The following is a 12,749-nucleotide window of genomic DNA, read 5'->3' on the forward strand; positions in this document are numbered from 1 at the left end:
TTTCATCAGTGAGCATGGGCAAGAAGGACGGACATGGCAGGCGGTCGAACGAGTGGGTGAAAGGCAACGCCAGCCAGCGGCCGTCCGGCACCGTCAAAATCTCCTCGGACCGCTTGGACCGGGCCATTCCCCTGGATATGAAAGACATCGAGCGCGATTACGACAAGCCGATTGAGGAGGCTTGCATCGCGGCCAAGGCCAGCGTCATCATGCGCGTGGGCATGTTGGACCTGGGGTCGGGCACAGGCTCCTTCCGTGTGCGTGAGATGATGCACCGGGTGGCCTATCCGATGGGCGTGCACGTGCGCGCCGACGTGAACCTGACCGACATCGAAGCCACTTGCACCGATGGGTCCGGGCGCATCACCGAGGTGGTGGACCTGCCGACCACCGGCGTCAACACCGAGCGCATCTGGCTCTTGGAGCACTTCGCCGACTGGCTCTCGGTCAACTGCGGGCGTTCGTCCACCTACCACCGCGCGGCGCTCGTCTCCCAGGAGCTGGTGGACCACCTGTGCGAAGCCAAGTCTCATTGGGCGGTGCGCAAGGCCCGGGAAGCCGAGGCCGCCAAAGCGCATGAGGTAGCACGGGCCAGGAGAGGTTCGCAACCGCGTCCGGGGGGCGTTACGGTCCGCCAGGCCCACGAGCGGCTCAATCTCATCGAGCACCGCAAGCCGCTCTACCCGCCGCTCTTCTCCGCCTTCGCGTCGGCCGTGGCTTGCGCTTCGTTCGTCTGCCTCCTGGGCGGCGGCCTATACGACATGGCGGGGGCTTTCATTGGCGCGGGCGTCGGCCAGTGGATTCGCCGCCTGCTGCTGGAGCGGCGGATCAACCAGTTCTTCGTCACCGCGATCGCCGTCGTCGTCGCCGCCTTGGCTTGCGTGGGCACCTTGCGGTTCGTGGGTTTGTTCGACCCGGTTGCCCTGCGCCACGACACCGCCTATATCGGCGCCATCCTTTTCGTCATCCCCGGCTTCCCGCTGGTCACCGGCGGTTTGGACCTCGCTAAGATGGACTTCCCCTCGGGCGTGCAGCGCCTGACTTACGCCTTTGCGGTCATATTGGTGGCCACGTTGGGAGGATGGGCCGTGGCCCACATGGTCAGGCTCAACCCGCAGGGATTCGAGGCCTTGGACCTGACCCCCTGGGCGACCGCCGGCCTGCGCGCGCTCGCGGCATTTTGGGGGGTGTGGGGCTTCTCCGTGCTCTTTAACTCCCCGCAGCGCATGGCCCTGGTCTCGGCTGTGATTGGCGCAATCACCGACACCTTGCGCCTGGAATCCCAGGATTTGCTCGGTATGCCCCCGGAGATGGCCGCCTTTCTGGGCGCTTTCCTGGCCGGTATGCTCGCCACGGCCTGGCGCTCTTCGGTCCGCCACGGTTGGCTGCCGCCCGACCTGGGTTTCCCGCGTATCTGCCTGACCGTGCCCTCGATTGTGATCATGGTGCCCGGGCTCTACATGTACCGGGCTATGTTCTACCTGGGCCAGTTCAATACGCTAAGCGCTCTGGACTGGGCCTTCCGCGCCTTCATGGTCATCATCTGCCTGCCGATTGGTTTGGCGACGGCCCGTGTCATCGCCGACCGCTCCTGGCGCTACGACGTGTGAGCCCGGCCGGCTGCGCCGCTTGCGCGAACGGTCAGTAGGCCATGCCCATAGCGGAGCGGACCTGGTCCAGGGTCTCTTCGGCGATGGCGTTGGCGCGCTTGTTGCCTTCGGCCAGCACATCGCGCACCGAATCCATGTCGCGGGCCAGTTCAGCCCGGCGCTCGCGGTGGGGGGCCAGGAAGTCGTTGACGGATTTGGTTACATACGCTTTCAGGGCTCCGGCGCCCGCATCGCCGATCTCCTCGGCGATTTGCGCCGGATCGCGCCCGGTCACCAGGCCGGCGGTGGTCAGCAGGGCCGAAACCTGAGGGCGTCCCACCGTGTCGAAGGTGATGCGCCGCTCGGAGTCGGTGGGGCTCTTCTTAATCAGTTTGGCTGTCTCCTCGGCGCTGGCGCCCAGCATGATCGAATTGCCGTAGGATTTGCTCATCTTGCGCCCATCCAGCCCCGGAATCTCCGGCGCGTCCGACAGAATCGCCGCCGGCTCGGGGAAGACCGGATTCTTAAGCGCGTAGCGCTCGTTGAAGCGACGGGCGATCGTGCGCGTTATCTCCACGTGCGGCAGGTTGTCCTTGCCGATTGGCACCACGTTCGCCTTGCAGAACAGAATGTCGCAGGCCTGGTGGACGGGGTAGGTCAGCAGGAGCCCGGTCAGCGCGTGGCCGGAAGCCTCCATCTCCGACTTGACCGTAGGGTTCCTGTGCAGCTCAGCCTCGGTGACCAACGAGAGGAAGGGAAGCATGAGCTGGTTCTCCGCAGGCACGGCTGAGTGCGTGAAAATCATGGTTTTCGTAGGGTCGATGCCAGCGGCCATGTAATCCAGCACCATGTTCAGCACGTTCTCCTGAATGTGCTCGGTGGAATCGCGGTCGGTGATCACCTGGTAGTCGGCGATCACGATATTGGTGTGCACGCCCTGGTTTTGCAGCTCCACCCGGCTCTTCAGGGAGCCGAAGTAGTGGCCCAGGTGCAAACGCCCGGTGGGCCTGTCGCCGGTCAGCATGGTGAAGTCACCGGGACGGGCGTCCAGCTTCTTCGCTACCGCGTCCGAGCGCTTCTGCGCCGCCAGGAAGCTCGCGCTGATTTCATTGCCTGCCGCCGTCACCTGCTGTTCGCCGCCCATGACCCTGCCTCTCAGCCTGTTGCGCGCGTCGGTCGGGCGCAAGTGTTACGGAATATTGCTTTTATCGTAAAAGTCCGAGCCGACAAGCTCCCAAGTGGTAACCTCGAAAGTAATGCATGGATAACAACGCGAGGCTTCAGGGCCGTTAACTGACGAAGGGGGTCGGATGGGCCGCGGACGTCAGAAGGCTAAGCAGACGAGAATAGCCCGTAAGCTCAAATATCTGACAACTGACACTGATTACGACCAGCTTGCGAAAGAGCTGAGTCAGCGCGATTCCAGCGAAGCGAGGACCGACCCCCTCCGGGTAGTGGAGGAGCAGTTCGGCGCTCAGGCGGGTAAGGACAATCGCGCTGACCGGGGTCCATCGGACCAGGCTTCGGCTGCCGCACTGGACGATGCTTTTGGTGGCGAACCCGCTGGCGACGATGACTTGGACGACTACGCGCGCTGGGCCGCCGAGGCTGCGGCCAAGGCCACGTCGGGCGAGATTCCGGCCGTTACGCCACGCCGCAAGCCCATACCGATTCCTGTGCCTTCCGCGCTGAGCCATAAGCCAGCCTCCAAGGCCGCAGTGAAGCCGGTTGAAGTTTCAACCGCCGTTGTGCCTGAGTCGGCGAAGGTCGCCCCTAAGCGGGTCGCAAGCCCTAAGACCGGTGCCGCTAAGAAGGCGGGTTCGGTGGTGAAGGCGACCGCCAAGGCGGCGAAGAAAGCGACTTCAGCCGTCACTAAGCCTGCTGGGGCGAAAGCCGCCGAGGCCGCAGGGGCCCCCAAGCCCACCAAGGCCACGGCCGCTAAGAAGAAGACCGCTGGCACCTCCACCGCCGCCGGGGCTAAGGCCAAGGGCAAGTCGGCAGCCGCAGGCCGTGCCACGCGCAGCAGCAAGAAGAAGGCCATGCCGACCACGGCTACGGCCGCCTGAGCCTCATAAGGCTCCAGAGCCCAGCCGTTATCTATGAACGCAGCGCGAACAGCCGCCCGCCGTCAAGCCGGTGAGGGTGGCGGGATTGAGCCTTAGACCAGGGGCAGGAGCTCGCTCAGATCGTCCCGCTCACCGAGGGCGGTGATTCGTCCGGCCTCCTGCTCCTCCTGCCAGGAAGTCACGCCGGCTGCCAGGCGCAGCCACACCTCTGGGTCCAATTCGATGGTGTCCGGCGGGGTCAGGTTGTGGGGGTCCGAGGCCGGCCCGTCCAAAATCTTAATCGCCCCCCACGGCGCTACGCGCACCTCCACGCCCGGTCCGGGCGCCTTGATCTCCAGCATGTGCAGGGAGTAGCGCACAGCCATGGCCAGTTGCCGCCGAGGCATGGGCGGGCCCACCTCCAGCCGCGCCGCCGCGTTCGGGGCCTGCGCCGCCGCCTCTTTAGCCGCGTCCCGCCAGGCGAGAAAGTCCCGCCGCCCCTCGGCCACATCATTCTCGCGTATAACGCTCATGCTTTGCTCCTCCCTCCCCGAAGCATACAGTGAACCCCACGCAGGAACGGGCTCCCGCGTGGGGTTCACTGTATGCCGACACGCGCCAGGCTGACGCCGACCTTAAATCTTCGATTTGGGTGCTAGCAGCTAACCTAGCTGCGCGGCTCAGCCCTGGGCAGGACTGGCGGTAGGTGTGCTGAAGACCGGCCCCTCACCCTCGGCCTGAGCGCCCTTACCTTCGCTGGACCCGGACTCGCCCTGCTCGGGCAGCCCCAGGTCCACCGGTGACGAGGAGTTCTCCCAAGGCTCCTCCCAGGGGTCGTACTCGGGGTTCTGCTGCTTGTAGACGAAGAACGCGATAACGCCCGCCAGCAGTGTGCCGAAGAGCAGGGCGAAGAACTTCCAGCCGTTCGAGGACTTATTCTCCATGATGGTTCCTTTCAACCGTTGGCTCGACTACCCGCACAGCCGGCCTAATGCTTACCAGTTTAATGGACATTATGTGGCGGTTGCGTGTCCCTTCCTAAGCGCCTAAGTTGGCCCGGTTCGGGCCGCCGTCCCCTCCGGCCGCCTATGCGGCCACAAACCGTTGGCTGCGGCTCCGTGGTCGGTCTGGATTCGTCATCGCAAGCCGTCCTTCGCGCAAAAGCTGTTCGATGTAGTTACGGCGAGCGTAATACTTGCCTATACCCAGCAATTCGGCCACGTCCTCAGCTGTTTGCGGAGTCTGGCAGAGCTCCACAATGGCCGCCAGTTTGTCCTCCCGATCCATCGCGGTCCCAGCAGCGCCGGCGAGAGGCACGCCCATTTGCGCCTTGGCTACAGCCTCTGGAGCGTTGGCGGGCTCGTCTGCGACACTGTAGAACTTGACGGTGAAGGAAGCTTGAGCCTGCCGGCTGAGGAATTCCACCGGCTTGTAGCCGCGTTCCCTGGCTTCCTCCTGGATGGCGGGTATGCCGGAGTGCCGGTTCTCGGCTATATGCTCAATCTCCAGTAGGCTCACCAATGTGGGGTTTCGGGTCTGGCTGTTCGCGAAGCCAAATTCGTTCAAGCTCTGCCCCCCATAGATGCCGCCTGGGTTGGTGCATTCCAGCCGGTCGGAGAAAAGGGTAAGTCTCACTGGCGAACCGTTGCAGTAAGGGCCATAGTCGCGGTGCATCAGGGCGTTAGTCAGAATCTCGCGTACGGCGGTCTCCGGGTACTGCGGCAGGTCGATGCGCACACCGTCGCGGATTCGGGTGGTGGTCTTGCTGTTGCGCCGCACAACGGCCATCGCGCCCTCGATCATCTCCCCGATACCGCCTTCGAATCGCTTGCTATCTATGAAGCGCTCGTCGCCGTTTCCCTTGCCCAGCTCGGTGCCGGCCACGACCGAGGCGGTTATGCATAGGTTCGGGTAGGCCTGCTGGGGGTAGTCGCCCAGGGTCATCAGATCAGCTAGTGTGGGTTTGCCGTCCTTGGTCACGCCGGTCAGTTCCAGAATCTCGTCGTCCTGGCGCCGGGCCAGTTTGGGACGCTCTTGCGTGGCTTGGCGCACGAAGTCCCGGACCGCCTTGGCATCCAGCATGTCCATTCTCGCGTCGGGTGCCAGGCTCGCATCGTCCCGGCGCCCGTCCTTGAAGGATTCGATTTCATAGAGTTGGGTGGCGCTCATGCGCACGTCAGCGTCGTTTACGCGGGTGTAGGCGCTTTGGGTTATACCTGCTTTGGTCCGGTATACCGAGCGTTGACTCATGGGCAGACCGCTGATGAAGGCGCAGACCACGGTTTTGCCATCGAAGGAGGCTTCATCGAATTCCGGGCGCACCACGGGTGTCATCGCCTCGCCCTGTCCGACTACTTCTTTTTTGAGTTGCTGCGCGGCGAAGACCCCAGTGGTAGTGAAGTCCTGCCCCTCGTCGATGCCGAACAGGATGAATCCGCCTTCGTTTTGGTTGGAAAAAGAGGAGAGTGAGTCATAGACTCTAGGCGTGCCTTCCGCAGCGGCCTTGACCTCGATGATCTGACCTTCGCGCTGGTTTCGCTGGACTTGCTTGACCACTTCCGTCAGGGAGGCATCCGCATCCAGTTCCCCTGCCAAGCCCTTGAGTGGTCCCTACCTCAAAATTGAGAATAATGTTGCTCATATTGTAAATCGATATTTCAAAATTGACGATTTTCTTGACGAATTGGGAGAAAGTGTTGCGAAATTAGTAAAGTAGATTGCGAATTCAGAGGGTGGTGGTGCGAATATCGCAAGAATTGTGACAGTGCGTCGAGTTTTTGGAGTCTGGGATTTCGAATACGAAGAATGGGTCTACGGATTGGGAAGAAGTGAAGTGTTGGGAGGAGTGCGGCAGAGCATGCCGCGCCCCAGGGGAAGGGGACTGCCGGACCGCGTATTTTAGGGATTGCGACTGCTCTCTCTGGTTCGTTCGGGCGCTGATTGCGGTACGCGGCGGGTGTTCCAGCCGGTGCTGCCGAGTTCGATCAAGAGAATAATCGTGGTTAACGGTACGGTAATGGCGCTCGCGGTAGGGAACGCGCCCGCGAATTTCCCTGTGCCTATGGTGGGCCACGCATACGGCGAAAGTAGCGGGCGGGCAGTTCAGACCCGCGGTCCGATTCCCCAACCCAGCTCGGAAGGGGCACTTATCTCAATCGGTCAGAAGTAGGCCTCACTCTTGTTCCCGGCCCGTGACGGACGGTGCTTGAGCGCTTATATTCATGTCTTTGAATCGGTGTTGCTCAGAAGCGCACATGGGTCCCGCTGCGCCTCCAGTCCGGGAGCGGTCGGTAGGATGGGGGGCATGACTTACGAGCGTTCCCCTCGCATATCTACAGCACGTTCTTTCCGGCAGGAGCCGCAGTACGGGCAGCCGGCGGTGGGGCCGGAGTACTACCCTTTTGGCGGCCCGGAACCGGAGGGTGCGCCGGAGCCGAAAGGGCCTAGGCGGTCAGGCCGCCTCAAGTCGCGCCTGCGCTATTACTGGCAGGATGACGGGCCGGTCGTCACCGCAGCGATTACGGTGGCCTGTCTGCTGGTCTGGCTGGTGGAGCTCTACGGCTACTACCTGAATCCGCGCTTTTACGAGAGCCTGCTGACCCATGCGGCCTTCATCCCCGCCTTGTCGGCCCGGATGCCCTGGATGTACGTGACCTCCATGTTCCTGCACGCCACGAACGTGACCCACATCTTGTTTAACATGCTGACCCTGTGGGCGGTGGGCCCGGTGCTGGAACGGATGGTGGGCCACTGGCGCTACCTGGCGCTTTACCTGCTCAGCGGGATTGGCGGTGGGCTGGGGATGCTGGTCTCGGCGGCCATCAGACCTGAGGGCTGGATGGTCTCGGCCGTGGGCGCTTCGGGCGCGATCTTCGGACTCTTCGCCGCCGTACTGGTCCTCTACCGGCGTTTGGGCACCGACATCCGCTCCATGCTTGTCTTCGTGGCCATCAACCTGGCCATGCCCTTGTTCGTTTCGGGCATCGCCTGGCAGGATCACGTGGGCGGGTTCATCGTCGGTGGCTTGTTTACGCTGCTGCTGGTCTCCGGTCTGGGGCTCCTGCGGGGGAAAAGTCTCAACACTCGAATGTGGATAAGTGGATTGGTTCTGCTTCTGGTGATTATCGCTACAGCCTTGTTCTGCTATAGGGGCAACCCTATAAACGGCATGGCGCTGCCCTTCTGAGGGGTTTTCGGCGCTACTGGTGAGGTAGGAATTACAAGCGTGTAAGCTATCCACAGTTGTGGGTAAAGTTGTGGATAAGCGGAAGATAACTGAGCATTATCGGTGGATAAGTGTTTGTTGGCTCCCGGGAAACCATCTGTGCGCGAGCCCCCCCCCCCTCGCTTTGCCAGCGTTTGGGAAGAGACGGAAAGGGGCCCCGCGCCGGACGCGCGGGGCCCCTTAACAGTGGCTGAGCCGAAGCGGACTGAACTACCGCCACCACATGGTCATAAAGAATCCGACTAGCAAGATGCCGAAGCCCACCAACAGGTTCCACTGGCCGATTTTCGGAATGGGGAAGCTGGTGTGGCCCATCGTGGCTGCCAGGTAGTAGACCACAATCCAAATCAGGCCCAGGAGCATCAGCGTGATGAACAAGGGGACGAACCAACGGGGGTTGGCGCGCGTGCTCTTAATCGTCTCCTCTACCCGGCGGGAGTTCTCCTCTTGCCGCTCCACGATGCGCCGCATCTGCGGGGTCATGTGTTTCTTGTCGACGTCTTGGTTCAGCACAGCCTCGACCTTGTCCATGGAGATGCCGTACTCGTCGTCTGAACCCTCGGCGTTGCCCTTGCCCGCGCCCTTGGCGTCCCCGTCGCCTGCGGCGCGTCCGCTGGCCTCTGACCCGGCTTTGGCTTTGGAGTTCTTCATCGCGCCGGCCTCGGAAGCGGCCCCTTCCGCCTCCTTGAGCTCGCCGTCACCGGTTTCGCCGTCATGGGCTTCGCGCTCTGCCATGAGTAAACTCTCCTTCAGTAGTCTCTATAGACATAGTAACGGTTACACTCGAAAGTAACTATATCGCAAGCGCGAGAAAGGGAACCGCATGGCTGGCGCGAACCCACAGGGGGATGGAGGGCGCAAAAACCGGTCCCGGGCCAAGCACGGAGCGCGGGGCTCGGCCTTGGGCACCTTGTCGGTGGCACTCATCCTGGCGCTCGTGGGATACATGTTAGCGGTCAACGTGCGCGTCAACCGCACAGTGACCACCAGTTCGGACACCACTGGACTGTTGGAGGAGCGCGAGGGCAAGGTGCGCGAGCTGCGGCGCGACATCAACCAGATGAGCTCGCAGATCGACGCCTTGAAGAATTTCACCAACGGGCAAGACGTGTCCAAGGTGAGCGAGGACGCGGGATCGGGCACTGTGCTCAAGGCCGTGCGCGGCCCGGGCGTAAGCGTGACCTTGGATGACTCGCCCCTGTGGCAGCAGAAGGTGGATGCCACCGGTTCCGTGCCCAATATCAACGATTACGTGATCCACCAGCAGGATATCGAAGCCGTGGTCAACGCTTTGTGGGCGGGGGGCGCTGAATCCATGCAGATCCAGGACCAGCGCGTGCTGCCGACCACAGCTGTGCGCTGCGTGGGCAACGTCCTCCTCCTGCATGGGCGCAAGTACTCGCCCCCGTTCACCGTGCAGGCGATCGGCCCGGTGGGTAAGATGACCGCGGCCCTGGATGATTCGCCTTCGGTGGGGATATACAAGGAATACGTGGCAACCTTAGGGTTAGGTTGGAAGCTGGAACGTTCGGACAAACTGGAGTTCCCCCAGGCCACCGCCGTGCTCCAGCCTCTTCAGTACGCCACCGTTGATGAGAAAGCGCAGCAATGAATCAAGACCCTTCAGTCACAAGCAGGAACCTGTCGCGTCAATCCGCCCGCGAACGGCGGCAGAGCGGGCTGTCAAAGGCGGCGGGCATAGCCGCCGAGGTGTTGGCCACTCTGGCCGTCCTGTGCGCCCTATACATCGCTTGGCAGCTCTGGTGGACTGGTGTACAGTCCGAGCACGCGCAGATTCAGGCCAGGCAAGCGTCGTCTTGGTCCGCACCCGCCTCCGGTAAGGGCGGCGCGGAGCGTATCGCGCCCAAGCAGGAGGGGGAGCCCCCGGTCCAGCCGCAGAGCGCTCAGAGGGGGGAGCTGATCGCCCAGCTTTACGTGCCGCGCTTTGGCACCACCTGGGACCGTAACGTGGTGGAAGGCACCTCTGCGGACCTGCTGGCCTACGGAGGCATTGGCCATTACACGCAGACTCAGATGCCCGGGCAGAAGGGCAATTTCGCGCTCGCCGGGCACCGGGCCGGTTACGGTGAGCCTTTCTCCAGCGTGGACAAGCTTCAAGAGGGCGACCCGATTATCGTGCGTACCAAGGATTACTGGTACGTGTACCACTACACCAGCAAGAAAGTCGTGGAACCCGGGGAGGTGAGCGTGATCGCGGCCAATCCTGAGCATCCGGACGAGGCCGCCACGAAACGGATGATCACGCTGACCACTTGCGAGCCCAAGTACGCGACCGCCGCCCACCGTTGGATCAGCTGGGGCGAGTTGAACTACTGGGCCAAGGTCTCCGACGGCGTGCCCCAGGAGCTGGCCTCCAAGAGCAACGGGGGCGTGGTCTTCGAGAATGAGCACCAGGGGGGGGCGCTGGCCCGTTTGGGCTCCCTCCTGCCGGTCATCACCGTCCTCTTGCTGATGTACATCATCATCTACCTGGCGGCCCTGGTCGCCTGGCGCTACCCCAAGCTGCGAGCCATATCCGACGGCCGTGAGCCTAAGCCCTACCTGTCCTTCTATGGTTGGCTCAGCCGGCATCAGGCGGGCATCACGCCCGTGCGGTGGGTGCTGATGGCCTTGCTGGCCCTGATCGCGGTGTGCGCCATGCTTGAGTGGGTGTTCCCCCGGATGGCGGCCAACATACCCTTCATGCGGGCCATATCCAATTACCCGTCCGTATAGCCTGGGACGCCCAAGGCGTAAGGGCTGGGCGCGATAGGGTAGCGGACGCGGAAAGAGGGGCTGGAAACCAATCCAGCCCCTCTTTCCGTCAGCTATGCAAAGCCCCTGCGATGCCGCCCCCCACTTGCCGGTTCCCCTGCCTGGGTCAGCGCAGGGAACCCTGTTCCACCAGAGCCTGCACTTCGGGCTGCAGGTGGTTGTACCGTTCCACGGTTCGGTCGAAGTCCACAAAGAAGAGCCGGTACCAGGTCAGGAGGGTGTAGATGTTCCACACCTGTCGACGCCCGTCTATCCGGCCGGCGTAGTTGTCGTCGAGCAGGCGCAGGATCCGCTCTTGGTCGAAGATGTCCGTCACCCACTCCTGCTCGAACAGGTTGCGCACCTGCCGGTAGTATTTCTCCTCACGCAGCCAGGACTTGATGGGGACGGGGAATCCCAGCTTGGGGCGCTTGGCCCACTCGTCGGGCAGGTGGCGGCGGGCGGCCTTGCGGAAGATGTCCTTGGTGTTGTGCCGGTTGAAGAGCATCTTGGAGGGAATCGAATTGGCCAACTCGGCCACCTGGCGGTCCAGGTAGGGCACGCGCAGCTCCAAGGAGTGGGCCATCGAGATCTTGTCGGCCTTCTGGAGGATGTCGTTGAGCATGAAGTGGTGCAGGTCGATGTACTGCATGCGCTTAACGTCCTCAGCGCCTTTGACCTTGGCGAAATCCTCTTGGTAGATGCCGTTGACGGTCAGGTCGTTGCGGTACTCGGGCTGCAGGATCGCGTTGGCCTGCTCCGACGTGAACATGGTGGGCTGCGCCAAGTCGTACGCGAATGCTTGTCCCGCGTAGTACTCGGCGGGGTCGGCGGTGTGCGTGTAGAGCTGGACCCGGCCGGGGAAGTTGGGCATCTTGGCCAGTAGGTGCCCTATGCGGCGCTTGAGGCCGGTGGGCAGGGAGCCTAAACCGTCCGCCAGGGCTCGGATGAAGGCGTTGGAGGAATGGTCGCCGTAATTCAGGTAGCCGGCGAACAGTTCGTCCGCCCCCTCGCCCGAGAGCACGACCGTGACCTTCTGCCGTGCCAGGCGGCACAAGTACCACAGGGGAATCACAGAGGGGTTGGCGTCGGGCTCATCCAAGTGGTACTGCATCTGCTCGAAATCACGGAAAGCCTCGTCGGCCGACACGGTGGCCTTGTTGAAGTGCAGGCCCTCGTGGTCGGCCAGGGCCTGGGCCGGGCCCACCTCGTCGAAGGGTCCCTCGTCGAAGTTGACCGAAAATACCTCCTGCGGCCGCAAGAGGGAAGTGACGTAGGAGGAGTCCACGCCCTCGGACAGGAAAGCGCCCACTGGCACGTCCGCCACCGTGTGCAGGTCCACCGACTCCTGGACCGTACGGTCGATCGCGTCGATGGTCTCCTGCTGGCTGCGCCCATAGTCCACGTCGTAGGAGGCGTCCCAGTACTGGTGGACCTGGAAGTCGTCGCCCTTGAGCTCGAACCAGTGGCCGGGCGGGAAGCGCCGCACCCCCTTGAAGAAGGTCTCCTTAAGGTCGTTGTACTGGTTCATCAGGAAGGGCTTAACCGCCTGGCGGTTGAGCTCGGGCTTGAAGTTGGGCTCCTTGAAGAAGGCCTTGATCTCCGAACCCACGATGAAGGCGGAGCCTTGCTGGTAGTAGTAAAGCGGCTTGATGCCGAAGTAGTCGCGGGCGCCCAGGAGGGTCTTCTTGTTGTCGTCCCAAATCAGGAAGGTGAACATGCCGCGAATCCGCTTGAGCAGGCCGTCCATGCCCCACTGCTCGTAGCCGTGCAGGAGCACCTCGGTGTCCGCCTCGGACTTGAAGACGTGGCCGGCATCGATCAGCTGCTGGCGCAGGGGCTGGAAGTTGTAGATCTCGCCGTTGAAGGTGATCAGGACCGAGCCGTCCTCGTTGAAGATCGGCTGCTTGCCGGATTTCAGGTCAATGACCGACAAGCGGCGGAATCCCATGGCTAACTCGTCGTTGGCGTAGTATCCGGAGCCTAACTCATTGGGGCCGCGATGCTGAATCATCTTCATCATGGCCTGGATGGTGATGTCCTTGTCCAGGACTTCACGGTCGCGGAAAGCGATGATGCCGCACATGCCGGGCTCCTCTCGGTAAGGTATCGAAGTATAGATAATAGTCGCCGCTG

The 12,749-nt window shown here is 62.6% G+C and carries 10 protein-coding genes and 1 pseudogene; 5 read left to right on the top strand and 6 right to left on the bottom strand.

What is annotated here, in order from left to right; genetic code table 11:
* The first annotated feature begins 14 nt into the window (after nt 1–14).
* Nucleotides 15–1,610 (top strand): threonine/serine exporter family protein, encoded by a 1,596-nt coding sequence (locus AB656_RS05955; RefSeq protein WP_081925018.1) that lies wholly within the window; start codon nt 15–17, stop codon nt 1,608–1,610.
* A gap of 31 nt (nt 1,611–1,641) precedes the next feature.
* On the opposite strand, the gene trpS is transcribed toward AB656_RS05955, so the two are convergent.
* Nucleotides 1,642–2,733, bottom strand: coding sequence for a tryptophan--tRNA ligase (trpS, locus tag AB656_RS05960; protein ID WP_033504532.1), 1,092 nt, complete (start codon nt 2,731–2,733; stop codon nt 1,642–1,644).
* 166 nt (nt 2,734–2,899) lie between these two features.
* Here trpS and AB656_RS08120 point away from each other — a divergent pair.
* Nucleotides 2,900–3,295, top strand: a pseudogene (locus tag AB656_RS08120) (DUF3073 domain-containing protein); the annotation flags it as partial.
* A 452-nt stretch (nt 3,296–3,747) separates the two neighbouring features.
* On the opposite strand, the gene AB656_RS05970 reads toward AB656_RS08120, so the two are convergent.
* The 3 genes from AB656_RS05970 to AB656_RS07705 form a co-directional block, all read right to left on the bottom strand.
* Nucleotides 3,748–4,167 (bottom strand): sterol carrier family protein, encoded by a 420-nt coding sequence (locus AB656_RS05970; protein ID WP_033504531.1) that lies wholly within the window; start codon nt 4,165–4,167, stop codon nt 3,748–3,750.
* 147 nt (nt 4,168–4,314) lie between these two features.
* Nucleotides 4,315–4,578 carry a hypothetical protein gene (locus tag AB656_RS05975; protein ID WP_051905507.1) on the bottom strand — a complete coding sequence of 88 codons (264 nt, stop codon included), beginning with the start codon at nt 4,576–4,578 and terminating at the stop codon, nt 4,315–4,317.
* Nucleotides 4,579–4,720: 142 nt separating this feature from the next.
* Nucleotides 4,721–6,229: an ATP-binding protein gene (locus AB656_RS07705; RefSeq protein ID WP_081961856.1), complete on the bottom strand. Its 1,509-nt coding sequence runs from the start codon at nt 6,227–6,229 to the stop codon at nt 4,721–4,723.
* A 709-nt stretch (nt 6,230–6,938) separates the two neighbouring features.
* On the opposite strand from AB656_RS07705, the gene AB656_RS05985 reads away from it, so the two are divergent.
* Nucleotides 6,939–7,820 carry a rhomboid family intramembrane serine protease gene (locus tag AB656_RS05985; protein ID WP_081925012.1) on the top strand — a complete coding sequence of 294 codons (882 nt, stop codon included), beginning with the start codon at nt 6,939–6,941 and terminating at the stop codon, nt 7,818–7,820.
* A gap of 249 nt (nt 7,821–8,069) precedes the next feature.
* On the opposite strand, the gene crgA is transcribed toward AB656_RS05985, so the two are convergent.
* Nucleotides 8,070–8,594 (bottom strand): cell division protein CrgA, encoded by a 525-nt coding sequence (crgA, locus tag AB656_RS05990; protein ID WP_033504530.1) that lies wholly within the window; start codon nt 8,592–8,594, stop codon nt 8,070–8,072.
* Between the two features lie 88 nt (nt 8,595–8,682).
* Between crgA and AB656_RS05995 the strand changes: the two genes are divergently transcribed.
* Nucleotides 8,683–9,471 (top strand): DUF881 domain-containing protein, encoded by a 789-nt coding sequence (locus tag AB656_RS05995; RefSeq protein ID WP_051905508.1) that lies wholly within the window; start codon nt 8,683–8,685, stop codon nt 9,469–9,471.
* Nucleotides 9,468–10,595, top strand: coding sequence for a class E sortase (locus AB656_RS06000; protein ID WP_033504528.1), 1,128 nt, complete (start codon nt 9,468–9,470; stop codon nt 10,593–10,595). The genes AB656_RS05995 and AB656_RS06000 overlap by 4 nt, the downstream gene beginning before the upstream one ends.
* A gap of 145 nt (nt 10,596–10,740) precedes the next feature.
* On the opposite strand, the gene asnB is transcribed toward AB656_RS06000, so the two are convergent.
* Complete coding sequence (gene asnB, locus AB656_RS06005; protein WP_033504527.1) at nt 10,741–12,699, bottom strand: asparagine synthase (glutamine-hydrolyzing); 1,959 nt, start codon at nt 12,697–12,699, stop codon at nt 10,741–10,743.
* Nucleotides 12,700–12,749: the final 50 nt, after the last annotated feature.

Source organism: Bifidobacterium actinocoloniiforme DSM 22766, assembly GCF_001263395.1.
Classification (GTDB): domain Bacteria; phylum Actinomycetota; class Actinomycetes; order Actinomycetales; family Bifidobacteriaceae; genus Bombiscardovia; species Bombiscardovia actinocoloniiformis.

Bases quoted from the DNA above. Each gene is read 5' to 3' on its own strand.
- crgA (WP_033504530.1), bottom strand. From the start codon at position 8,594: ATGGCAGAGCGCGAAGCCCATGACGGCGAAACCGGTGACGGCGAGCTC.
- AB656_RS05955 (WP_081925018.1), top strand. From the start codon at position 15: ATGGGCAAGAAGGACGGACATGGCAGGCGGTCGAACGAGTGGGTGAAA.
- trpS (WP_033504532.1), bottom strand. From the start codon at position 2,733: ATGGGCGGCGAACAGCAGGTGACGGCGGCAGGCAATGAAATCAGCGCG.
- AB656_RS05995 (WP_051905508.1), top strand. From the start codon at position 8,683: ATGGCTGGCGCGAACCCACAGGGGGATGGAGGGCGCAAAAACCGGTCC.
- asnB (WP_033504527.1), bottom strand. From the start codon at position 12,699: ATGTGCGGCATCATCGCTTTCCGCGACCGTGAAGTCCTGGACAAGGAC.
- AB656_RS06000 (WP_033504528.1), top strand. From the start codon at position 9,468: ATGAATCAAGACCCTTCAGTCACAAGCAGGAACCTGTCGCGTCAATCC.
- AB656_RS05975 (WP_051905507.1), bottom strand. From the start codon at position 4,578: ATGGAGAATAAGTCCTCGAACGGCTGGAAGTTCTTCGCCCTGCTCTTC.
- AB656_RS05970 (WP_033504531.1), bottom strand. From the start codon at position 4,167: ATGAGCGTTATACGCGAGAATGATGTGGCCGAGGGGCGGCGGGACTTT.
- AB656_RS05985 (WP_081925012.1), top strand. From the start codon at position 6,939: ATGACTTACGAGCGTTCCCCTCGCATATCTACAGCACGTTCTTTCCGG.